17 protein-coding genes are annotated in these 23,644 nt (G+C 65.2%); 12 read left to right on the forward strand and 5 right to left on the reverse strand.

Annotated features, from left to right (window positions below; genetic code table 11):
• The first annotated feature begins 167 nt into the window (after positions 1-167).
• Positions 168-917, forward strand: coding sequence for a LolA family protein (locus IEV75_RS04825; RefSeq protein WP_188451418.1), 750 nt, complete (start codon positions 168-170; stop codon positions 915-917).
• A gap of 295 nt (positions 918-1,212) precedes the next feature.
• Here the strand turns inward: IEV75_RS04825 and IEV75_RS04830 are convergent, their stop codons facing one another.
• The 3 genes from IEV75_RS04830 to IEV75_RS04840 are packed head-to-tail and all read right to left on the reverse strand — an operon-like array spanning position 1,213 to position 2,454.
• Positions 1,213-1,605: a hypothetical protein gene (locus IEV75_RS04830; protein ID WP_188451419.1), complete on the reverse strand. Its 393-nt coding sequence runs from the start codon at positions 1,603-1,605 to the stop codon at positions 1,213-1,215.
• 51 nt (positions 1,606-1,656) lie between these two features.
• On the reverse strand, positions 1,657-1,890 hold the full coding sequence (locus IEV75_RS04835; protein ID WP_188451420.1) for a helix-turn-helix domain-containing protein: 234 nt from the start codon (positions 1,888-1,890) through the stop codon (positions 1,657-1,659).
• A 12-nt stretch (positions 1,891-1,902) separates the two neighbouring features.
• Complete coding sequence (locus tag IEV75_RS04840; RefSeq protein WP_188451421.1) at positions 1,903-2,454, reverse strand: DUF2975 domain-containing protein; 552 nt, start codon at positions 2,452-2,454, stop codon at positions 1,903-1,905.
• Between the two features lie 412 nt (positions 2,455-2,866).
• Here IEV75_RS04840 and rdgB point away from each other — a divergent pair, with 412 nt between their 5' ends.
• Positions 2,867-3,490 carry an RdgB/HAM1 family non-canonical purine NTP pyrophosphatase gene (gene rdgB, locus IEV75_RS04845; protein ID WP_188451422.1) on the forward strand — a complete coding sequence of 208 codons (624 nt, stop codon included), beginning with the start codon at positions 2,867-2,869 and terminating at the stop codon, positions 3,488-3,490.
• Positions 3,487-4,638, forward strand: a complete 1,152-nt coding sequence (gene hemW / locus IEV75_RS04850; RefSeq protein ID WP_233351750.1) for a radical SAM family heme chaperone HemW — start codon at positions 3,487-3,489, stop codon at positions 4,636-4,638. The genes rdgB and hemW overlap by 4 nt, the downstream gene beginning before the upstream one ends.
• On the opposite strand, the gene IEV75_RS04855 is transcribed toward hemW, so the two are convergent.
• A complete protein-coding gene (locus tag IEV75_RS04855) occupies positions 4,639-5,946 on the reverse strand; it encodes a penicillin-binding protein activator (RefSeq protein WP_188451423.1) in 1,308 nt (435 codons plus the stop codon). It abuts the gene before it with no gap.
• Between the two features lie 180 nt (positions 5,947-6,126).
• Between IEV75_RS04855 and IEV75_RS04860 the strand changes: the two genes are divergently transcribed.
• The 4 genes from IEV75_RS04860 to IEV75_RS04875 all read left to right on the forward strand — a co-directional run bounded on the left by IEV75_RS04860 (position 6,127) and on the right by IEV75_RS04875 (position 11,623).
• Positions 6,127-6,516, forward strand: coding sequence for a YraN family protein (locus IEV75_RS04860; protein ID WP_188451424.1), 390 nt, complete (start codon positions 6,127-6,129; stop codon positions 6,514-6,516).
• A 163-nt stretch (positions 6,517-6,679) separates the two neighbouring features.
• The gene (locus IEV75_RS04865; RefSeq protein WP_188451425.1) at positions 6,680-8,245 is read left to right on the forward strand and encodes a YifB family Mg chelatase-like AAA ATPase; all 1,566 of its coding nucleotides are present in this window, start codon (positions 6,680-6,682) and stop codon (positions 8,243-8,245) included.
• A 24-nt stretch (positions 8,246-8,269) separates the two neighbouring features.
• Entirely contained in the window at positions 8,270-10,168 is a 1,899-nt protein-coding gene (locus tag IEV75_RS04870) for an ATP-binding protein (protein WP_188451426.1), read from the forward strand.
• A 27-nt stretch (positions 10,169-10,195) separates the two neighbouring features.
• Positions 10,196-11,623 (forward strand): AmpG family muropeptide MFS transporter, encoded by a 1,428-nt coding sequence (locus IEV75_RS04875; RefSeq protein ID WP_188451427.1) that lies wholly within the window; start codon positions 10,196-10,198, stop codon positions 11,621-11,623.
• Here IEV75_RS04875 and IEV75_RS04880 read toward each other — a convergent pair.
• Positions 11,616-13,904, reverse strand: a complete 2,289-nt coding sequence (locus IEV75_RS04880; RefSeq protein ID WP_188451428.1) for an NADP-dependent malic enzyme — start codon at positions 13,902-13,904, stop codon at positions 11,616-11,618. The genes IEV75_RS04875 and IEV75_RS04880 overlap by 8 nt on opposite strands.
• 148 nt (positions 13,905-14,052) lie before the next feature.
• Here IEV75_RS04880 and mutS point away from each other — a divergent pair, with 148 nt between their 5' ends.
• The 5 genes from mutS (at position 14,053) to trpS (ending at position 23,532) form a co-directional block, all read left to right on the forward strand.
• Complete coding sequence (mutS, locus tag IEV75_RS04885; RefSeq protein WP_188451429.1) at positions 14,053-16,746, forward strand: DNA mismatch repair protein MutS; 2,694 nt, start codon at positions 14,053-14,055, stop codon at positions 16,744-16,746.
• Positions 16,747-16,789: 43 nt separating this feature from the next.
• The gene (locus tag IEV75_RS04890) at positions 16,790-17,881 is read left to right on the forward strand and encodes a DUF2855 family protein (RefSeq protein ID WP_188451430.1); all 1,092 of its coding nucleotides are present in this window, start codon (positions 16,790-16,792) and stop codon (positions 17,879-17,881) included.
• An 80-nt stretch (positions 17,882-17,961) separates the two neighbouring features.
• Positions 17,962-20,784 carry a [protein-PII] uridylyltransferase gene (locus tag IEV75_RS04895; protein WP_188451431.1) on the forward strand — a complete coding sequence of 941 codons (2,823 nt, stop codon included), beginning with the start codon at positions 17,962-17,964 and terminating at the stop codon, positions 20,782-20,784.
• Positions 20,785-20,788: 4 nt separating this feature from the next.
• Positions 20,789-22,390 carry a murein biosynthesis integral membrane protein MurJ gene (murJ, locus tag IEV75_RS04900; RefSeq protein WP_188451432.1) on the forward strand — a complete coding sequence of 534 codons (1,602 nt, stop codon included), beginning with the start codon at positions 20,789-20,791 and terminating at the stop codon, positions 22,388-22,390.
• 104 nt (positions 22,391-22,494) lie between these two features.
• Positions 22,495-23,532, forward strand: coding sequence for a tryptophan--tRNA ligase (gene trpS / locus IEV75_RS04905; protein ID WP_188451433.1), 1,038 nt, complete (start codon positions 22,495-22,497; stop codon positions 23,530-23,532).
• Positions 23,533-23,644 lie beyond the last annotated feature (112 nt).

The raw sequence follows: 23,644 nt of genomic DNA on the forward strand, positions 1-23,644 counted from the left end.
CACGATCGAAGCGAGCCGGGCCGGTGCGGCGAATGGCACTGCGCCGGGCTTTTTGCGTTATGGATTGCTGTCGCGCAGATGAACGCAAACGCCTTTCATGGGCCGCAATTTGCTTTTAGCCATAGGGCCGTAGTCATTGTCCCCGGCATGAAGGAAAGGGACCAATAATGCTGACCACGCTTGCCACCGCCCTTGCAGCGCTGTCCACCGGCTGGAGCACGGCGGACGCCGGTGCTGCCACGTTCGATGTGAGCGCCGATACGGGCCTTGCTTTCGCTCAGGAGGCGGAGGAAACGCAAGAGGCCGAAACCCTGCCGCCGCCAGAGGCTGTTGAACAGTCAGGCCGCGGCGAAGCGGTGGAGCGCGCCCGCGCGCTGGAAATTTTCGCCGCGGTTGAAACCCTGCAGGCGCGCTTCCGGCAGGTAAACCCGGACGGGTCTGTCAGTGAGGGCGATATCGCCCTGTCGCGCCCCGGACGTGTGCGCTTTGCCTATGACGCGCCCTCGCCCTTGCTGATCGTGGCTGATGGCTCGACCGTCGCCATTGCCGACAGCGCGCTGGAAACGGTTGACCGCGCACCGATCCGCTCCACACCCTTGCGCTGGCTGCTGGCGCCTGCTTCTGAACTGGAATCCTCCGGCGCGATTGTGGAGGTGGGCCGCTATGACAATCAGCTCTATGTGACGCTGGAAGACCCTGAAGGTGAGGCAGAAGGCCGCGTGACGCTGGCCTTCGCCGATGCCGACCCGGCTGCACCTGCGGGCGAAGTGGCGCTTGCCGGCTGGTATGCGGTGGACGGGATGGGCTCGCTCACGCAGGTAACGCTCGATGAGGTGCGCCTTGGTCAGCGCGTTGATCCGCGCCAGTTCGTGCTCGATGATGACATGTTCTCATCGCGGCGGAGGGGGCGGCGGTAGGCTTATCTGAAACCCCGGACGCGCAGCGATCCGGGGCCTGTTTTCCGCCAGTTCTGCATCAGGTCCCGGATGGCCCTTCGGCCTCCGGGATTTCAAGAGAATATATTCACTGAAACCCCGGAACGCCGAAGGTGTATCCGGGGCCTCCCTCAGGACTATCCTGCACGAGGTCCCGGCTCTGCGCTTCGCTTGGCCGGAATTTCAGAACGCTGTGAGAACCCTACTCCGTCCCGTCATCCTCCGCGCCGGATTCATCTGTGAACTGGAGGAGATCATATCACAAAGTAATTCGCCCTCACTCGAGTGGGCGAGATGAACACTCGAGTATTTCCAAGTCACACGTCACGGCCAGAGTCCTCTGCCGGAGGGTGTCTGGCGGGTAGAGCTCACCAACATACCCAATATTGACAACATACTGATCTTCGAAGCGGTATATTCTGAATAATGCAGTCGCCAAGTCTGCATCTGCGGCGCTCGTTGCATCTTTGTATAAATCCCATGCGCGCAGAATGAGCAGCGCATGATCGCCCGGAATCGCACAGAAAGCCTGAAACTGAAAATCTGCGCCAGGCTCACTGGTGAGCGGCCCGCAAGTTGGGGCCGCGCTCGACGGATCCTGATCCGTCTCCGGTTCTAGCCCACCTGCATTGGCTGCAGCGAGCAGGGCGAGGCTGAGAATGGCGATCATCTGCATGCTTTCCGTCGTGGCACCCCTTGCACCCACTTTATCCTGCCACCCCTACTCCGTCCCGTCATCATCCTCGCCGGGTTCGTCGGTGAACTGGAGCAGGTCGCCGGGCTGGCAATCGAGCTCGCGGCACAGCGCCTCCAGCGTGGAAAAGCGCACGGCCTTGGCCTTGCCGGTCTTCAGGATGGAGAGATTGGCCATGGTGATGCCAACACGGTCGCACAGCTCGGTCAGCGACATGCGCCGTTCGAGAAGCATACGGTCGAGGGTGACGCGGATTGCCATGTCTCGCGCCCCCTAGATCGTCAGCTTCTGCTCGTCGCGCAGGCGCGTTCCCTCACGGAACACTTCTGACAGGACGAGAAGCGCGATGACGGCGATCCAGGCGCCGATATTCAGCCCGAACTGGGGCTGGATGGACACGCCGCTTTCAACCGGGCGGCCAAACACAGTGAAGATGAGCGCGATAATGCCGTGCGCGCCATAGCGGATGATCTGGTAGATCGCGATGGCAATCGCGATGGCGCGCAGATGGCCGGCATTTTCCGGCACGAAGGGATCACCCTCAACGAGGGTGATGACGATGCGGCGCAGCCGGTCGGTGATGAACAAAATGGCAATGATCGCGGCCACGCCCAGCGGCAGCGCGATGACAAAATCAAGCTGAAGGAAGCGCACAAAGCTCTCGGGCAGGTCCGGGCCCATGCCCGTCACGCTGAATATCCCGAAAACCATGAGGGAGAGGGTGACGAGGCTGGCCAGGACCAGAAGGCCCCAGAGCACGATAATCGCCACATCGAGAAAAATTTTCAGAAGGGATGTCAAAAATCCCGGACTTAATGCACGCATCCCTGCCCCTTCTGTGACGTCACACCGGGCGCGATGCTGCCTCCAAGGGGGAAGAGGTCAGACGCACCCGGTGCCGTCATGCTGCCTCACGGCGCCGCCTTACGCGACAATCGGTGACAGCGCCGCAGCCATACCCGCTACAACCGTAGCGACCAGAACCACATTCATGATAGCCGCAAACGGAACGCGGCGGGTGTTGTTTTCGAGCCTGACCATCTTTGTCTCCTTTGAGGTCCAGTGTTATCGATCAACCTTCGGCCTTTGCTCCGGTCATGTGTTCCGCCGGGGCTTTTGCCGTGAGGCAGCGGGGTGTTCCCCTTGCCTCGAAAACACATCTAGCAAGGCTCTCATCGCTTTGCAACAAAAAAATATCGAAAAACGATATGAATTTTTCGAAAGGCGATATGCGTAAATGGATGTAGTAACCATAAAGCGGCTTTTCCGGGAGGCTCCGCTATGGATTCTGGCCAGCCATAATGCGGGCAAGATCAAGGAGATAGCGGACCTTGTCGCGCCCTTCTCGATCACGGTCAGAGGGGCTGGCGAGATGGGTCTGGAGGAGCCGGAAGAGACTGAAAAAACTTTCTCCGGCAATGCGCTTTTGAAGGCGCGAGCCGCCGCCAGAGCCTCCGGAGCGGTCGCGCTGGCCGATGATTCCGGTCTGGAAGTGACCGCACTCGGCGGCGATCCGGGGGTTTATTCTGCCCGCTGGGCCGGACCGGAGAAGGATTTCGGTCTCGCCATGGAGGCGGTTGAGCAGAAACTCGCCGCCTCGGGGAGCGCAGACCGCTCGGCGCGCTTTGTGTGTGTACTGGCGCTGGTTCATCCCGGCGGCGCCGAGCTGGTGTTCGAAGGCGAGGTGAAGGGCGATCTGGTCTGGCCGCCACGCGGGGAGCGGGGCTTTGGCTATGATCCGGTGTTTGTTGCCAGGGGCGAAACCCGCACCTTTGCCGAGATGAATGCAGCAGAGAAAAAGGCGCTGAGCCATCGCGCCGCCGCTTTCGGCAAGCTGACAGACACGGTGTTTGGCGCGTGAGCATATCTTCGCCGGCCGCACTCGGGCTTTACATTCACTGGCCCTATTGCGCGCGCATTTGCCCGTATTGCGATTTCAATGTCTACAAGGCCAGGGGCGCAGACAGCGCCCCTCTGGTTGAGGCCCTGCTGGCCGACATGGCGCGCTGGCGGGAGGTGACGGGTCCGCGCGCCCTCACAAGCGTGCATTTTGGCGGCGGCACCCCATCGCTGATGGAGGCGCGCGATATCGCCCGCGTGCTGGAAACGGCAGAAACCTTGTGGGGGCTGGAGCCGGACGCGGAGCTGGGGCTGGAGGCCAACCCGGCCGAGCGCGCGCGTCTGGCAGATATCGTGAGCGCCGGGATCAACCGGCTCTCGGTCGGCGTGCAATCGCTCGACGATGCGGCGCTGGCGCGGCTGGGACGCGATCACGATGCCCGCGCCGGTCTCGATGCGCTGGAGATTGCCCGGTCTCTGGTGGCGCGCGTCTCGGCTGACCTCATCTATGCGCGGCACGGCCAGAGCCTGAAAGACTGGGAAGGCGAGCTTGCGGCCGTGCTGGCGCTGGGGGTTGATCATTTATCGGCCTATCAGCTGACGATCGAGGACGGCACGGCGTTTGCCCGGCAGGTAAAGCGCGGCACGCTTGTACCGCCGCCCGAAGAGCTGGCCGCAGACATGTTCGAGCTGACGCAAGGATTGACCGGCGCAGCCGGGCTGGAGGCTTACGAGATTTCCAACCATGCGCGCGGGGACGCACACCGCTCGCGCCACAACCGGCTCTACTGGACGGGCGGGGACTGGATCGGGATCGGGCCCGGCGCGCATGGACGAATCGCATCGCATGCCGCTGGCGGGCGCATCGCCCATGCCGCGCCCCTGCGCCCGGCCGATTACATCGCCGCCAGCGGACAGCCGCTGTGCGGCCTTGAGCGGCTATCCGCGCTGGAGGAAGCGCAGGAGCGCGTGCTGATGGGCCTGCGTATCATTGATGGGCTGGACCGGACCCGCCTGCGTAGCCTGACAGGCCATGACATTGACGCGAACGCCGCACAGGCATTGCACGATGACGGCCTGATCGCCATGGACGCAGCGCGCGTGCGCCTCGCGCAGCAGGGCAGGCTCTATGCCGATCGCATCGCCACCATGCTGGCGCCGGACGGCTGATCAGGATTCGCCAGGTTCGATATCCGCGCCTGCAGGGCCGAAGCGCTCGGGCGCCGGATCGAGCACCTCGAACTGTCCGTTACGGATCGTGTAAAGGGCAAGACCGCGTTCGACCGTACCGTCACCACGCAGGCGGAACAGCCCGTCCACACCGAGGAACCCGTTCGGGTCTTCCAGTACCGTGCGGTCAATTGCGCCGGTATTGGCGGCCATCAACGCGGCAAGGGAGGCGGCATCATAGCCAAGCCCGGCAAGCCGGGAGGGCTGCTCGCCAAACGCGCTCTGGTAAGAGGCCTCGAAGCGGGCGCGCATCGCGGCATCCGGGCCGGCAAACCAGCCATTGGCCAGCGCCGGTTCACGCGCGCTGTCCGGATTGCGCCACAGGCCGGTGCCGACAAACTTCACCAGCAAGGGATCAATATCGGCAAACAGCATGGACGGGGCGAGCATGCGCAGATCATCGCCGCCCGCCGGCAGCATCACGACCTGAAACGCTCCGCCCTCAGCCGGCTGCCAGTTCTCGCCCGTCATCGCCAGCGCGCGGCCAACCTCCAGCCGGCCGATTCCCGCCCGCGCCAGACGCCTCGCCGCCTGGCTCATGGAATCCACGCCGCCTGAATAGACCTCCTCGGCCGTGACGGTACCGCCTGCCTCGGCTGCGGCCCGGCGATAGGCCTCACTGACAAGCTGGCCATAGGGGGTGGCCGGAGCGGCGATGGCAAACCGGCTGGCACCAAGCGATGCCGTGTAGGAGACCACCCGGCGCACTTCTTCCTCGGGCGGGAAGCTAAGCAGGTAAACGCCGCCGCCAGCGACACTGGTGTCGGTGGAGAAAGAGATGACCGGCACATTGGCGCGCCGGGCGGGCGCCGACACGGCACGGACTTCAGCAGCCAGAAGCGGGCCGATGATCAGATCGGCCCCGTCGGCGATCACGGCCTCCGCAGCGGCTTCGGCGCCGCGGGCCGTGCCTTCGGTATCCTTGGGCAGGAGAACAATGTTTTCCACGCCGCGTTCAAACAGGGCCAGCTCCGCCCCGCGCAGCAAATGACCCGCTTCGGAGCGCAAGGCGCTGGCCGAGCCGGAAAAAGGCAGCAGGACGCCGACACGGACCAATTCCCTGCCCTCAAGATGGGGCGGCGTGAACGCCAGCCGCTCCGGACTCATCTCGACACCCAGCACGGCCGGATCCGGGGCGGTGCCGACAACAGGCGACGCGGTGCCCTGCTGGACCGAGGGGCCCGGCGTGCCGCTTGTCGCGCCGCAAGCCGACAAGAGCAGCGCCGCACCGGCTACCCAGACCGCCATGCGCGAAAGCCGGGATATTGGCACCAGCGCAGAGCTAGGCAACACTGATTGCGTCATGGATCGTGTCCTTATCACTGCCGCGGCGGGCACTGCGCCGGGATGCGTTTCGCGCCAAAGCTACCGGTGTGACCGGTCAGGGGCAACTGCGGACCTGACTATTCCGGCGGCCTGGAGGGAGTGTTGAAGACACGCGCGCGCCAGAAAGCAGAGCAGCGTGGCCGCCGCGGCGAGTGGCTGGCCGTGGCGGCGCTGGTGCTGAGAGGTTGGCGCATTGTGGGGCGGCGCGTGAAGACGCCGCTCGGCGAGATCGACATCATCGCGCGCAGGGGCCGGGTGCTGGCTTTTATCGAGGTGAAGTGGCGGTCCAGTGAAGCAGGCGCCCGCGAGGCCTTTCATCCGCGCCAGCAGGCCCGGCTGATGCGGGCCGCGGCACTCTGGCGGGCGCGGCGCACCTCACTGGACCGGCTGGCCACACGGTTTGACCTTATCTGTGTATCGCCGGGCCGCTGGCCGCTGCACCTTTGCGGTGTGCTGAGCGCCGACTCAGGCCGGGAAAACGATCTGATTTAGAAGGGTTTGGCAAAAAGTTAATGTGACGCCTTGACGTTTGGGGCAAGTTTGTTCTTTTCTTGTTCTGGATTTATACCGGTCTGTTCAGGCTGTCTGTGGATAAATCGTGAAGGCCACCTACCAAATCTGAATTTGTTCAGTGAATATGTTTTCGGAGGCAATAATGAGCGCTTATACCCATTCTGCCTCGTTTGAAGGCGCTGATGCCCGGCTGGTTGATGTACAGGTACAGATTGCAGGCGGCACGCCGGCCTTCAGCGTGGTCGGGCTCGCCGACAAGGCTGTTGCAGAAAGCCGGGAGCGGGTGCGTGCGGCTTTTGCTGCCATCGGCCTGTCCCTGCCCGGCCAGCGCCTCATCGTCAATCTGGCACCGGCTGACCGGCCGAAGGAAGGCGCGCATTTCGACCTGCCCATCGCCATTGGCATTCTGATCGCCATGGGTGTGCTGCCGCCGGAAGCAGGATCGGAATATCTGGCGATGGGGGAGCTTGGCCTGGACGGTTCCATCTCGCCGGCGCCGGGCGCCCTGCCAGCGGCCATGCTCGCCGTGGAGCAGGAAACCGGCTTCATCTGCGCGCATGATAGCGGGCCGGAGGCGGCCTGGGCGGGCGGTGAGCTTGCTATTCTGGCCCCGGCATCGCTCATCCAGCTGATCAATCATTTCAAGGGCGGACAGGCGCTGGCGCGGCCCCAGCCCGGGGATCTCGTCGAGGGGCCGGGTTTCCGCGACATGCGTGATGTGCGCGGCCAGGAAACGGCCAAGCGCGCACTGGAGATCGCCATGGCCGGCGGCCACAATATCCTTTTCATCGGCCCGCCAGGTTCGGGCAAGTCCATGCTGGCCGAACGCGCGCCGGGCCTCCTGCCCCCGCTATCGGCAAAGGAATTGCTGGAAATCTCCACCGTGCAGTCGGTGGCCGGACTGCTGGAACGTGGCGAGCTTAGCCGGACGCGGCCCTTCCGCGCCCCGCATCACTCCGCCTCCATGGCGGCGATGGTGGGCGGGGGCACGCGGGTGCGGCCCGGCGAGGCCTCGCTGGCGCATAATGGCGTATTGTTTCTCGACGAGCTGCCAGAGTTTCACCCCCAGGTGCTCGATTCCCTTCGCCAGCCGCTGGAGACCGGCGAGATTGCTGTGGCCCGCGCCAATGCGCGCATCACCTTTCCGGCACGCTTCCAGCTGATTGCCGCGATGAATCCCTGCCGCTGCGGCTGGGCGGGCGCGGACGGGCGGGCGTGCGCACGCGGCAAGAATTGCGCAGAGAGCTATCAGGCACGCATTTCCGGCCCGATGATGGACCGCATCGACCTGCAGATCGAGGTGCCGCCGGTCACGCCTTCAGACCTTGCCCTGCCCCCCGCACATGAAGGCACAGCGCAGATCGCCGCGCGGGTGGCGCAGGCGCGCGGCGTGCAGGAAGAACGCGGAGGGCTCAATGCCCGGCTCTCGGGCGAGGCGCTGGACCGGATTGCCGAGCCGGACGCCGCAGGGCGCGAGCTGCTTTCGCGGGCAGCAGAAGCCATGGGGCTGACCGCGCGCAGCTATCACCGGGTGCTGCGCACGGCCCGCACGATCGCCGATCTTGACGGGGCGGACGGGGTGCGCCGCATCCATATTGCCGAGGCCCTGAGCGCACGGCGTAATACGCGCCCGTCCAGCCCGGCGCCCGGGTGGAAGGCGGGCGATGGTGAGACAGAAAAACTGCTCCGGCACTCGACGCTTCGTTAACCTGAAACGCATTAGCGTCACAGGATGACCCAAGCGCTGCCTTCTACTTCTGACGCCCCGCTGCCGGACAATCCGGGTGCCGATGACGCCACCGCGCCGGACAGACCCGGTGTGGCAGCCTTGCGCGGCATATTCGACGCGATGGGCGAGCTGGTGATCGTGCGCGACCGGGACGGGCGGCTGAGCGATGTGAACGGTGCTTTCCTGCGGGCATTCGGCGGCACGCGGGAGGACTGGACCGGGCGATGGTTCGCTGTGGCCCCGGCCTTCGGGGAGAGCGCTTCGCACCGCCGTTATGATGTCGCCATGCGCACGCGTACAGGTCCGGTGTGGATTGAATGGTCCGAAACGCTCACTGCCGACGGATCCATCATTGCAGTTGGCCGCGACGTGACCGAGCAGCGCAGCCTCGTTCAGCGCGAAAGCGAGGCCGCGCGGGGCAAGGGCGTGTTCTTTGCCGCTGTGACGCATGAGCTGCGTACGCCCCTGTCCGGTGCGCTGGGCACGGCACGGCTTCTGGAAGACACCGGGCTGAAGCCGGACCAGGCCGCCTATGTCTCCGCCCTGAAGGCAAGCGCCAGCCATGCCCTGAAGCTGATAGACGACATTCTTGACCTCTCCCGGCTGGAGGCGGGCAAGCTCGATCTGCGCCCGGAGCCGGTCGATCCGTCAAGGCTGGTGGAAGAGGTCTGCGAGCTATTGTCTGAAAAGGCCGCCGAGAAGGGGCTGGCGCTGGCGCACGCGCAAGGGCCGGGCGTGCCGGCACAGATCCGCGCCGATCCGGCCCGCCTGAAACAGATTCTCTATAATCTGGCCGGCAATGCGGTGAAATTCACGCGCGAAGGCGGGGTGCTGGTCACACTCGAAGCGGAGGACCAGAATCTGCGCCTTTCGGTGCGCGATACCGGCCCCGGCATCAACCCGGCCGACCAGGCGCGGCTGTTTGAACAGTTCGAGCGCGGTGCGGCCGAACGCGACAATAGCGCGCCCGGCGCGGGGCTGGGCCTTGCCATGGTCAAACGGCTGGCCGAGGCCATGGATGGCGAGGTCGGGGTCCGTTCCCAGCCCGGCGAAGGCGCGCTTTTCTGGTTCACCTTCAAGCCTGAAACCTTGCAGCGCGCACCGGTTCACCGTCCGCTGGCCGGCCGGCGCATTCTCATTGCCACGCCCTGCGCAATTGAGTCGGACGCGCTGCTCCTGCACGCGGAAACGCTCGGGGCATGGGCGGAAACCTGCAACAATCAGGGTCAGCTGGTGGCGCGCGCGCAGGCTGTGCGCCCCGACATCATCATTCTTGACGATGGCTGGACCGAAGATGCGTCCGCCCTTGCGGCCAGCGGCTGCGCAGGGCGCATTCTCGCGCTGGCCCGTCCGCGCACCAAGGGCCGCTATGCGGGCAAGAACCGTCCCGAAGGCATTGATGGCTGGCTGGTGGCGCCCGTGCGCGCGGGCTCCCTTGCGCGGTTTGCGCTGGGCAAGAGTTCGGGCGACGAAAAGCGTGAGACCAGCCTCGCCGGGCCCGTGCTCGCGGGCTATCGCATCCTGCTGGCGGAAGATGATCCGGTGAATGCGCTCATTGCGCGGACGCTGCTTTCGCGGCTGGGGGCCAGCGTCGTCATTGCCACTACCGGACGTGAGGCCGTGCTGGAGGCGTCACAAGGCGGATTTGATGCCGCGCTGCTGGACCTTCGCATGCCCGAGCTCGACGGGCGGGACGCCGCTGCGCAAATCCGCGCCCTGCCCGGCGAGCCGGGCGCTGTGCCGCTGGTCGCGCTGACCGCGAACGCGACGGAGGCCGACCGCGATGCGTGTCTCGCTGCCGGAATGGACGCCTTCCTCGCAAAGCCGGTGGACCCCGATGATCTGGCAAGCGTCCTCTCCGGCTTGTGCGGCGGGCAAAACCGGGCAAGGCTGAGCGCGTGAGCCCACGCCTGCCGGAGCATTGCATCCATGACTGATACCAGCGCCGCCGGTTCGGGACGCCGCAGTCTTCTGGACTCGGTGATGGCGCTGGGCTGGCGGCGGTCGGCCGTCATGCTGCTGCTGGGCTTCGCCGCCGGGCTGCCCATTCTGCTGGTCTTTTCCACCCTGTCGGCCTGGCTGCGGCTGGAGGGCGTTTCGCGCACCGAGATCGGCTTTTTTGCCTGGGCAGGCATGGCCTACACATTCAAATTCATGTGGTCGCCACTGGTGGACAGGCTGCCCTTACCACTTCTTGACAGGCTGCTGGGGCGGCGGCGCTCGTGGATATTGCTGGCCCAGATTATTGTCATCGGCGCGATATTGCTCGCCTCCTCAGCCACCCCCTCGACCGGGCTTTTCGTCATTGCGCTCGCCACCGTGATGATCGCATTCGGCTCTGCCACCCAGGACATTGCACTGGACGCCTGGCGGATCGATGTCGCCGAGGACGAATATCAGGCGCTGCTGGTAGCGATTTACCAGTGGGGCTATCGCTTCGGCATGATCGCCGCAGGCGCGGGCGCGCTGGTGATGGCCGATTTTGGCGGGTTTTCCTTTGCCTATACGGTGCTCGCCGGCCTCATGCTGATCGGCGTGGCAGGCGTGTTTCTCGCGCCGGAGCCAAAACGCCCGGACGCGCTGGGTGGCGGCAGCGAAGCCATTGAGGGCGCGGTGAAGGGCAACCCAGTGGGGGAGGCGGCTGCCTGGCTCTACTCGGCCGTGGTCGCGCCATTTGTTGATTTCATCGTGCGCTATCGCTGGATCGCGCTGCTTATCCTCACCCTGATCGGTGCCTACCGGCTCAATGATTTCGTACTCGGCTTCATGGCCTATCCCTTCTATGTGGATATGGGCTATACGCTGTCCGAAATCGGCGCTGTTTCAAAGGTTTACGGCGTATTTGCCATGCTGGGCGGCGCCATGCTCGCCGGCATTGCCGCCACGCGCTGGGGTGTCTATCCGGTGCTGATGGTGGGCGCGATCATCAGCGCGGTATCCGCGCTGGCCTTCACCTGGCTGGCGCTTGTCCAGCCGACCGGCGAGATCACGCTGGTCAATGGGGTGGCCATGACGCCCTGGCCGCAGGAAAAAGACCCGTCCATTCTATTTCTGACGCTGGCCATCACGGCAGAGAACGTGGCCGGCGGCTGGGCTGGCACAGCCCTCATCGCCTATATGTCGAGCCTGACCAACCGGGCCTTCTCGGCGACGCAATACGCGCTCTTCAGTTCTTTCTACGCGCTGCCGGGCAAGCTCTTTGGCGGGTTTTCCGGCATCATGGTGGACTCTCTTGGCTATGCCAATTTCTTCACCACCACCGCCCTCATCGGCGCGCCAGCGGTATTGCTGGTGTGGATCGTAATGCGCTGGCGGGCCGCGCGCGAGGTCGCCGCCCACAAGCCCCAGATCAGCTAGCGCTCACCGCGCTCTTCTCCGCCGACAGGTCATGCGCAGCCAGGGCCGCGAGGGTGAGGATATCGGCCACGCCCGCACCGAGGCGCGCGATCTGGACCGGCTTTTCCAGACCCACCAGCATCGGGCCCAGAACGGTTGCCCCGCCTGCGGCGCGTAGCAGCTTGGTGGAGATGGAGGCTGAATGGATGGCCGGCATGATCAGCACATTGGCCGGGCCGGTCAGGCGCGAGAACGGGTAAAGCCGGGTATGGTCAGGGTCGAGCGCCACGTCAGCGTTCATCTCGCCCTCGTACTCGAAATCGGGATTGCGCGCATCGAGCAGGCGGACCGCCTCCTGGATTTTCTCCGAGCGCTCCCCGGCCGGATTGCCAAAGGTGGAGTAGGAAAGCAGCGCCACGCGCGGCTCCACCCCGAAGCGGCGCGCGGCGGCCGCCGCCTCGCACGCCATGTCGGCCATGGCTTCAGCGCTTGGAAACTCGGTGACATTGGTGTCGGCGATAAAAAGCGTGCGGCCGCGTGAGAGCACGAGCGACATGCCCATCACCCGCTCGCCGGGCTTGGGGTCCAGCGCCATCTGCACGTCCGCCAGCGCTTGCGCATAATTGCGCGTGGTGCCGGTGACCAGGCCATGGGCATCGCCCAGCGCCACCATGCAGGCGGCAAACACGTTGCGGTCATTATTGACCATGCGCTGCACGTCGCGTTTGAGATAGCCCTGCCTTTGCAGGCGGGCGAACAGCCAGTCGGCATACACCGCATTATGATCTGACAGGCGCGCATTGACGATCTCGATCCCGTCTTCAGGCACGCCGACAAGGCGCATATTGGCCCTGGTCGTTTCCTCCCGGCCGACCAGCACCGCCTTGCCGAGGCCTTGCGTCTGGAAGGCATGGGCGGCGCGGATGACGGTCGGCTCCTCGCCTTCGGCGAAGACAATCGTCTTGCGGTCGGCCGAGCGCACTTCCTCGTGCAGGGCCTGCAAAATGGCCGCTGTCGGATCGAGGCGCTGGGCGAGGGTCGCCTTGTAGGCCTCCATGTCCGCGATAGGGCGGCGGGCAACGCCTGAATCCATCGCGGCCTGCGCCACATAAGGGGGCACATGGCTGATCAGGCGCGGATCGAACGGGGCCGGGATGATATAATCCTTGCCGAAGCTCGGGCGTGATCCGTGATAGGCGGCCGCCACCTCGTCGGGCACATCCTCTCGCGCCAGCTCGGCCAGTGCGCGGGCAGCAGCAACCTTCATTTCCTCGTTGATCGTGCGCGCGCGCACATCCAGCGCGCCGCGGAAGATGTAAGGAAAGCCCAGCACATTATTGACCTGATTGGGATAATCGGACCGGCCTGTGGCCATGATCGCGTCCGATCGCGCCTCACGCACCTCTTCAGGCGTGATTTCGGGGTCCGGGTTCGCCATCGCGAAGATGATCGGGTCGGCGGCCATGGATTTCACCATGGCCTTGGTCACTGCACCTTTCACCGACAGGCCGATAAAGCAGTCGGCCCCGTCCAGAGCCTCTTCCAGCGTGCGGCGGTCCGTATCGGCAGCATGGGCCGATTTCCACTGGTTCATGCCGTTGGGACGGCCCTTCCAGATGACGCCCTTGGTGTCACACAGGATGGCGTTGTCATGGGCAACACCCATGGACTTGATCAGCTCCAGCACGGCAATGCCGGCCGCACCCGCCCCATTCACGACGACCTTGAGGTCCTTGATGTCGCGGCCCGAAAGCTCGCAGGCATTGATAATGCCGGCCGCTGTGATGATCGCCGTGCCGTGCTGGTCGTCATGGAAGACGGGAATGTCGAGCAGTTCGCGCAGGCGCTCCTCGATGATGAAGCAGTCCGGCCCCTTGATATCTTCCAGATTGATGCCGCCGAACGTGTTGCCAAAGCGGCGTACGCATTCGACGAAGGCTTCAGGGTCGTCTTCCTCGACCTCGATATCAATGGCGTCGATATCGGCAAAGCGCTTGAAGAGAACAGCCTTGCCTTCCATCACCGGCTTGGAGGCGGCCGGCCCCAGATCACCCAGTCCCAGAATCGCCGTGCCATTGGAGATGACGGCGACGAAATTGCCCTTGGAGGTGTAGTCATACACCGCATCCGGATTGGCGTGGATCGCCTTTACCGGCGCCGCGACACCAGGGCTGTAGGCCAGCGAGAGATCACGCTGGGTTGCCATGGGCTTGGTCGCGCGCAGGGCGATCTTTCCGGCCGGTGCCTGGCGGTGAAAGGCCAGGGCTTCTTCGTCATCCACGCGCGGCTTGCGATCAGTCATGAGGGGTCCGTCATCTGGGTCGGGTTGGAGGCTCCGGCCAAGCCTAGACGCTCCGCCACCCAAAGCGAAAGCCTGTTTAGCCAGCGCAAAAGACACAGGCTCTGGCCTCGCCCCTTGCGGGCAGGAGGCGGAGGGTTAATTTGGCGCCATGAGCCCGGACGCCAGCGCCCCATCCGATATCGCCAGCCGCACCTTCCCCAGCGCGGAAGGGGCGACGCCCATGATGGCGCAATTTCTCAGCCTTCGCGCGCAAGTGCCTGCTGAAGCACTGCTTTTCTACCGGATGGGCGATTTCTACGAGCTGTTCTTTGATGATGCAGTGCGCGCCGCGGCGGCGCTGGACATCACGCTGACAAAGCGCGGCGAGCATCAGGGCGAGCCGATCGCCATGTGCGGGGTGCCGGTCCACAACGCGCAAATCTATCTGTCCCGCCTGATCCGGGCGGGCTTCAAGGTCGCCATTGGCGAGCAGGTTGAAGACCCGGCGGAAGCCAAGAAACGCGGATCGAAATCCGTGGTCGAGCGCGCCATCACCCGCATCGTCACCCCGGGCACTTTGAGCGAGGATGATCTGCTCGATGCGCGCAAATCCAACCGGCTGGCCGCTCTGGCACGAGGCGCCGCCGGAGACATGGCGCTCGCCTTTGCCGATATTTCCGACGGCAGTTTCGGCTCGATCCGGCTCGAGCCCGGCGATATGGAGGCCGAGCTTGCCGCCCTGCAACCGGCTGAATTGCTGGTGCTGGATGATGATGCGCGCACGCTGGCGCCGATCCTGGCCGGCACCACGATCACGGCGCGTCCGAAGGCCAAGTTCGAAGCGGGGTCTGCCGAGCGGCGGCTGAACACCCATTTCGGCACGCTGAGCCTTGAGGGATTTGGTGATTTCTCGAAGGCGGAGCTTGGCGCGCTGGGCTGTCTTCTGGACTATCTGGAGCTGTCGCAGGCCGGGGCGGCGCCCAAGCTTGCCCCGCCGCGCCATTTTGAAGCCGGGGGCTGGCTCGCCATCGATCCGGCGGCGCGGGCAAGCCTGGAGATCGACCGCACCCTTCAGGGTCAGCGCAAGGGCTCGCTGCTGGATGCCATAGACCGCACGGTTACCGCGCCGGGCGCGCGCCTTCTGGCCGAGCAGCTTTCACGCCCGTCCGCAAGCCGGGCCGGGATCGAGGCGCGTCTTGATGCGGTGGCCTTTCTGCACGAGCAGGCAGGTTTGCGCGATGCGTTGCGCGACAGCCTGAAAAGCGCGGGCGATCCGGCGCGCGCCCTGTCCCGGCTGTGCCTGGAACGCGGAGGGCCACGCGATCTGCTTGCACTGGCGCGCGCCCTGAAAGAGGGCGAGCGGATCAATGCCGCCTTCGCGCGACTTGGCCGTGACAGCCTGCCCGCCGCGATTTCAGGTGCACTGGAGGCGATATCGCTCGCCGCCCGGCCCGAACTGGCAAGCCTTGTCGACCAGCTCTCCCGCGCGCTGGTCGAAGAGCCGCCCTTGCTGACACGCGATGGCGGCTTCGTGGCGCAAGGATGGGATCCGGCGCTCGATGAGCTGCGGACCCTGAAAGACCAGTCGCGCCGCGTCGTGGCGGGCCTGCAAAAGACCTATGCCGATCAGACCGGCATTACGGGTCTGAAGGTGAAGCACAATAATGTGCTGGGTTATTTCATCGAGGTCAGCGCGCGCCATGGCGAGACAATGATGGGGGTGGAGCCCTTCATCCATCGCCAGACCATGGCGAATGCCGTGCGCTTTACCACCACGGAGCTGGGCGAGCTGGAGTCGAAAATCGCCTCTGCCGGCTCGCGCGCCGTCGCGCTGGAGCTGGAAATATTCGCGCAGTTCTGCGGCAGGGTCGAAGGCCTTGCCGATGCCATACGGGCAGCCGGCGAAGCACTGGCCGCGCTGGATGTGTGGGCGGCTGCCGCGCACTGGGCCGTGGAGACGGGCGCGTGCAGGCCCGAGATCACGGACGGGGCGGAGCTCTTCATCGAAGGCGGGCGCCATCCGGTGGTGGAGCAGGCCCTGACCCGGACGGGCGAGGCGCGCTTCACCCCGAATGACTGCCAGCTGGATGCAGACGGCAAGGCCGCCAGGCGACTGCTGCTGGTCACGGGGCCGAACATGGCCGGCAAATCCACCTTCCTGCGCCAGTGCGCGATCATCGTCATCATGGCGCAGGCGGGCCTGTTCGTTCCCGCACGAACGGTCAGGCTGGGACTGGTGGACCGATTGTTCTCGCGCGTGGGCGCCGCCGATGATCTGGCGCGCGGTCGCTCCACCTTCATGGCGGAGATGATCGAGACGGCGGCCATACTCAATCAGGCCACCCCGAAAAGCCTGGTCATACTGGACGAGATCGGGCGCGGCACCTCCACCTGGGACGGGCTTTCCATCGCCTGGGCCACGGTAGAGCATCTGCATGCGGTCAATCGCTGCCGGGCGCTGTTTGCCACGCACTACCACGAGCTGACGCGGCTGGCCGACGAGCTGGACGCGACCGGCAATGTTTCGCTGAAAGCGCGCGAGTGGAAGGGCGAGCTGGTCTTCCTGCATGAGGTCGGCAGCGGTCCAGCCGACCGTTCGTACGGGGTAGAGGTTGCACGTCGTGCCGGCCTGCCCCATGCAGCGGTGCGCCGGGCACAATCCATCCTGTCAAAGCTGGAGTCCGATGGCAGCCCGGCAGCGGCTCTGGCCGAACTGCCGCTGTTTTCGGCGCAGGCGCCGGCCGCGCCGCCCAAGCCATCGAAGGCACTGGAGCGCCTCAAATCCATTGATCCCGATGCGCTGAGCCCGCGCGAGGCGCTGGACGCGCTCTATGCGCTCAAAAATCTGACCGAAGAAGACTGAACGCCAGACTGGCGATACCCCGCATTGCAAAGAGGAGACCGGCATGGTCTGGGCACTGAGCATTGATCGCAGCGACATCACGAAGGCCAGCCTGGTGGAGGAGGCCCCGCGCCCCTTGCAGGCCGGCGAGGTGCGCCTCGCCGTGCGCCGTTTTGCCCTGACGGCCAATAATATCACCTATGCCGCCTTTGGTGAGGCGATGGGCTATTGGCGTTTCTTTCCGGGCGCAGACGGGGGCGGGCGCCTGCCGGTCTGGGGATTTGCCGAAATAAGCGAGAGCCGCCGCGAGGGCCTGAAAGCCGGTGAACGGGTCTATGGCTATCTGCCTGCTGCCAGTGAGCTGATCGTCACGCCGGGCAAGATCCGCCCCGAAAGCTTCGTCGACTTCGCCGCCCACCGCGCAGAACTGCCAGCGGTCTATAACCGCTATGAGCGCTGCGCCGCGATTCCCGCTTACGACCCGGCGCGAGAGGCCGCCCAGATGGTCTTGCAGCCCCTGTTTCTCACATCCTTCCTGATCGATGCCTGGCTGCGCGATGCCGAGTTCTTCGGCGCACAGCGGATCGCCCTGACCAGCGCGTCGAGCAAGACGGCGCTGGCGCTGGCATTCCTGCTAACGCGCAGCAAGCCCTCGGGTTTGCGCATCGAGGGGCTGACCTCGGCGCGCAATGCCGCCTTCGTGGACGCCAGCGGGCTTTATGATGATGTCATCGCCTATGAGGACATCGGGTCGATGGACCCGGAACCGGCGCGGCTGATCGTCGATTTTGCCGGCTCGGCAGAGGTGAACCGCGCGCTGCACACCCATGCGGGGGAAAGACTGAAAGCCAATATCCGCGTTGGCGGGGCGCACTGGGATGACAGCACGCCCGCACGGGGCCTTCCGGGCCCGAAGCCGGTCTTCTTCTTCGCACCTGACCATGCCCGCGACCGGATATCCCAATGGGGGCCCGACGGGTTCGCCAGGCGGCAGGGCGAGGCCTGGTCCAGCTTCGTGTCTGCGGCGGACACTCTTCTGGCCTGGCGCAGCCTTGAAGGCGCCGAAGCGGCACTGGACGCCTACGGGGCACTGGTGCAAGGCGAGGTGCCGGCCCGAGAGGCGCTCGTGGTGGAGGTGGAGGTGAAGGAGCGCTAACCCACCGCGCTTCCCCCACTAAAGCACATAAAACAAAAGGATGGCTGACGGACGCTCCCGAAAAGCGTAAGACGCTCCCCATGCGCTTATCTGCCCTTCCCGCCTCACTTGACGGCCTGCGCCTGCGCGCGGAGCTGGCTGCTGCCACCCGTGAGGGATGGGAACAGCCTGCCGCACGTCAGGCCGGTATCGGCCGGCTGAAGAAATTCATAACGGCCGGGCGCGCCCATGCCGCCAGCAAGCTGGACGGCAGAGGCGGCGGGCTGGAGGCAGCGCGTGCGCTTTCAGGCGTGATGAATGCAGCCATCCGCGCCCTGTTCGATTCGGTTGCCACCGATTTCGACGAGGCGGGCGCCACCGCGCCGGGCCTTGCCGTGTGCGCTCTGGGCGGGTGGGGCGCAGGCGAGCTCGCCCCGCAATCGGATATCGACCTGCTCTTCCTCACCGGCACGCCGCCACGCGAGGGCGCCGAGGCGATCGTGGAGCGCATGCTCTATGTTCTGTGGGATTGCGGGCTCAATATCGGCGGCGGCGCCATCCGCACCGTGGATGAAGCCCTGGCGCTGGCGGCCGATGACGTCTCGGAGCGCACAGCGCTTCTGGATCTTCGCTGGGTATCTGGCGATGAGCGCCTGGTGAGCACGCTGCGGCTGAAATTCGACCGCGCCCACCGGGTTCAGGAGGCCATTGCCCCCTTCATCGCCGCCAAGCTGTCCGAGCGCGATACGCGCGTCGACCGGCAGGGCGATAGCCGCTATGCGGTCGAGCCCAATATCAAGGACGGCAAGGGCGCATTGCGCGACCTGCAAACCCTGCGCTGGCTGGCACAAGTGCTCTATGGCAATGACGCCATGGAGCGCTGGGTGGCGAGCGGCCTTCTGACCGTGAAGGATGTGGAGCGCTATCTGCGCGCGGAAGACTTCTACTGGGCCGTGCGCTTCCACCTGCACACGCTCAATGGCCGCAAGGATGACCGGCTCACCTTCGACACCCAGCCGGAGATTTCCGCATTGATGGGCTATGCCGACAGCGAGGAGACGCTGGGCGTTGAAGATTTCATGCGCGACTATTTCAAGCGTGCGATTGATGTCGGCGCGCTGACACGCCTTGTCTGTGCCAAGCTGGAAGCCGATGAGCTGAAAGACCCGCCTTCAGGGATTGGCCGCTTCATGCCCGCAGACGGCGTGCAGGAAGCCGATGCAGCCCTGGAGGAAGCCGGCTTCGTGATCCGTTCAGGACGGCTGGCCTTTGCCGACCCGTCCCGCGTGGAGGAAGACCCGGTCCTGATGCTGACCCTGTTCGAGCTGGCCGCCGCGCGCCATCTCGACCTGCATCCGGATGCGGTGGCCCTTGTCTCGCGGTCTCTGCGCCTTGTGGACGAAAGCCTGCGGCAGGACACGCGCGCGGCACGCAGCTTCTTCGCCATCCTTCTGGAATCCGACGATCCGCGCATGACGCTGCGTGCGATGACCGAGGCCGGCCTTCTGGGCGCCTACATCCCCGAGTTCGGGGATATCGTGGCGCGCACCCAGTTCAACATGTATCACCGCTTCACGGTAGATGAGCACACGCTCAATGCGCTCGGCCTTCTACGTGAGATCGAGCAGGGCAAGCTGATCGCGGATCACCCGCTGGCGACCCGCATCTTCCCGGAAATCGCCCACAGGCGCGCCCTGCATCTGGCCGTGCTGCTCCACGATACCGGCAAGGGCAATGGTGATCAGTGTATCGAGGGAGCCGAGCGGGCACGCAGCGCCTGCGAGCGGCTTGGGATCGAGGAGGCGGAAACAGAGCTGGTGGCCTGGCTGATCGCCAATCATCTGGAGATGAGCGATGCAGCCCAGCGCCGCGATCTTTCCGATCCGCGCACCGTGCTCGATTTCGCCGGCCGCGTGGCCAATCTGGAACGCCTGCGCCTTCTGACCGTGCTCACTGTGGTTGACATCCGCGCTGTGGGCCCGGGTGTCTGGAATGGCTGGAAGGCACAGCTTATCCGCGACCTCTATGAAGCCACAGCCGCCGTGCTGGCGGGCGGCGAGCGCGCTGACGAGGAGGAGGCGCGGGCACGCCTGCATGCGCGCGCCGACCGGGCCCGCACCCTGTTCCGTAACGAGATGGAGCGGATCGATCCCGGTTTCGGCCAGCGCTGGATCGCCAGCCTGGATGACAGTTACTGGCTGTCCTTTGCCGAAAGCGACCGCCTGCGCCACGCCGCCTTTGTCCGCTCGGCAGAAAGCCGTGGACGCGAGGTAGCTTGCGGGGTGCGGGTGGACAAGCGCCGCTCGGCGGCCGAAGTGCTGATACTGGCGCCCGACCGGGACGGACTGTTTGCCGACATCGCCGGCGCACTCGCCCTGGCCGGAGCCAATGTTGTCGGCGCGCAGGTGGCCACGACCAGCTGGGGCGCGGCCTTTGACGTATTCTACGTGCAGGAGCAGGGCGGCAAGCCTTATGGCTGGTCGGACCTGCCAGCGCTCGACCGTCTGCGGGCAAGCGTGGAGGAGGCTGCGCGCACCGGGCTCGGGGGCGAAATCGTCATTCCGGCACGGCGCGTGGCGCGGCGCGAGGCGGCTTTCACCGTCAGCCCTTACGTCAAGCTGGAAGGTCAGGCAGCCGACGGCGCACTGGTGATAGAGGCGTCGGGCCGTGACCGGCCGGGCCTTCTGCACGATCTTGCGCGTGCGGTCACAGATCTGGGGTTTTCCATACAGGCCGCCCGCATTGATGGTTACGGCGAACGGGCGGTGGATGTGTTCTACGTGACCGAACAGGGGCGCAAGATAAGCGATCCCGAAAAGGAAAAGGCGCTCGTCAGCGCGATGATGGCCGAGCTCGGATCGGGCGAAGCCGGGGCCAGCGGGGCACCGTCACGCCTGCGCGCCGAAGCCAGCGCGGGACGCTGACACGATGCGGCTGTTGCGCAATCTGGGGGTTATCAGCATTCTCACGCTGGTGAGCCGCATCGCCGGACTGGCGCGCGAGATTCTCACCGCCGCCAGGCTGGGTGCCGGGCCGGTTGCCGATACCTTCTTCCAGGCCATGACCATTCCCAACACGTTCCGGCGTGTCCTGGCCGAAGGGGCATTCAATGCGGCCTTCGTGCCGCTTTATGCCCGCGAGCTTGAGGACAAGGACCGGGCGGAGGCCGACCGGTTTGCTTCCGAGGCCCTGTCCTTCATGGCGACGTTTACCGCCCTTCTCGTGATCGCCTTCCAGGTGTTTGCGCCGTGGCTGGCCTATGTCTTCTTTCCCGGGCGGATAGGTGATCCCGACGGCATGATGCTGGCCGTCCTGCTGTTGCAGATCATGATGCCATACCTCCTGGCCATGGTGGTGACAGCGCTCATTTCCGGCGGGCTGAACAGTAACGGCCGGTTCGCAGCGGCTGCCGGGGCGCCGGTCCTGCTCAACATCGCCATGATAGGCGTTCTGCTGTTCGATCTGGGTCCGCCCGAAGAGCTGGTCATCTGGCTGGCCTTCTCGGTGACGGCGTCGGGTGTGCTGCAGGTGGCCCTGCTGTGGACGGCAGCGATGCGTGCAAAGCTGCGCTTACGCCTCCTGCCGCCCAAGCTGACCCCGCGCGTGAAGCGCCTGATTGCGCTTGGCATACCTGGCGCGCTGGCCGCCAGCGCCATGCAGGTCAATGTCGTCGTCACCTCTTCCATCGCCACGCTGGAAGAGGGAGCGCGTTCCTGGCTGAACTATGCCGAGCGGCTCTATCAGCTTCCGCTGGGCATGATCGGTATCGCGATGGGCATCGCGCTCCTGCCCAATCTGACGCGGCGCGTACGTTCGGGTGACGAGGCGGGCGGGCATTTCGCCATGAACCGGTCGATCGAGATTGCTCTGGCCCTTACCCTTCCGGCATCCTTCGCCTTTCTGGCGATCCCCGAGCTGATAACGGCCGGGCTTTACCAGCGTGGCCAGTTTACCACGCTGGATACATCCAATACCGCCATCGCGCTGGCGATCGCAGGTCTCGGCCTGCCCGCCTTTGTGCTGGTGAAGGTATTGGCGCCGGGCTTTTTCGCCCGTGAGGACACAAAAACCCCGATGCGCTTTGCGCTCGCGGCCGTGGCGGTGAATTTCGTGTTTGCGATCACATTGTTCTTCGGCGGGCTGGGTTTTGTCGGGCTGGCCATCGCCTCCAGCCTTGCCGGATGGGTGAATGCGGGCCTGCTAGCCGTCACGCTGCGCGCACGCGGGCTTCTGGTCATTGACGCCCGCCTTGTCCGAACCGTGCCAAAGCTGCTGCTGGCCTCGCTCATCATGGCGGCAGCGGTCTGGGTGCTGGCGCGGGTCCTGCCACAGGGCGTGGCAGGCCTTTTTCCCATGCTGGGGGCGAGCTTCCACACGCTGATCACGCTCTTGCTGGTCGCCGGGCTGGGCGCGGGCCTGTTCGGGGCTGCCTGCCTGGCCCTTGGCGCAGTGCGGCCTTCCGAATTTGCAGAGGCACTGAAGCCACAGCGGGCCACCAAATCCCTGCCCGCAGGCGAGGATAATCCCTGACAGGCGCGCGGCGCGCTTGAGCCTTGCCGCAGGCGCCGCTAAACCGGCGCCCTTGCGGGTCATTTCCCGCGCCCTGTTGTTCCCGTCATTCGAGTATCCAGCCCATGAGCGACACCCCGACCGATTACAAAGGCCCTGAGCGCATCCTGTCCGGCATGCAGCCGACGGGCGCGCTGCATCTTGGCAATTATCTCGGGGCGCTGAAAAACTGGGTGGCGCTGCAGGAGCGCGGTGTGCCGTGCTTCTATTGCGTGGTGGACATGCACGCCATGACCATGCCGCACGATCCGGCCGCGCTGCCCGATGCCGTGCGCAATGTGGCGGCGGCCTATCTCGCCGCAGGCGTGGACCCGGCCCGCAGCGCGGTCTTTGCCCAGTCATCGGTGCGCGAACATGCGGAGCTCGCCTGGATATTCAACTGCGTAGCACGCCTGGGCTGGCTGGAGCGCATGACCCAGTTCAAGGACAAGGCGGGCAAGGATGCCGAGCGCGCGAGCGTCGGCCTTTTCACCTATCCTGTCCTGCAGGCGGCCGACATCCTCGTCTACAAGGCGACCCATGTGCCGGTCGGCGAGGACCAGAAGCAGCATCTGGAGCTGTCGCGCGACATCGCCGCGCGCTTCAACCGTGATTTCGGCAAGGGCGAGGCGGTGTTCCCGCTGCCTGAACCCGTCATCATGCCCGATGGCGCGCGCATCATGTCGCTGAAAGACGGCACGGCGAAAATGTCCAAATCCGATCCCAGCGACAATGCCCGCATCAACCTGGCGGACGATGCCGACACGATCGCCCGCAAGATCAGGAAGGCCAAGACCGACGCGGACGCCCTGCCCGCCAGCATCAAGGAGCTGGAGGGCCGTCCGGAAGCGAGGAATCTGGTCGGCATCTATGCGGCCCTGACCGGCAAGACCAGCCAGAGCGTTCTGGATGAATTTGCCGGGCAGGGATTTGGCGTGTTCAAGCCGCGCCTGGCCGAAGTGGCGGTGGAGTATCTTGCTCCCATCGCGGACACCTATGCGCGCCTCCTCTCCGATCGGGCCGAGATTGACCGTATCCTTGCCGCCGGAGCGGAAAAGGCGCGCTCTGTGGCAGAGCCTGTCATTGCCGAAGCGCGCGACCTGGTGGGCTACTGGCGCGGCTGATCGCCGCCATGGCGTGAAAATTTACCGGCAGAGCTTGCGTATTGGCCCGGCGCGGACCACTTCTTGGCGTCAGGGGCTGGTGAGCTATCGCGGAGCGTTCACAAAATGGCCC

Origin of the sequence: Glycocaulis albus (genome assembly GCF_014639075.1) — a bacterium.
GTDB lineage: Bacteria > Pseudomonadota > Alphaproteobacteria > Caulobacterales > Maricaulaceae > Glycocaulis > Glycocaulis albus.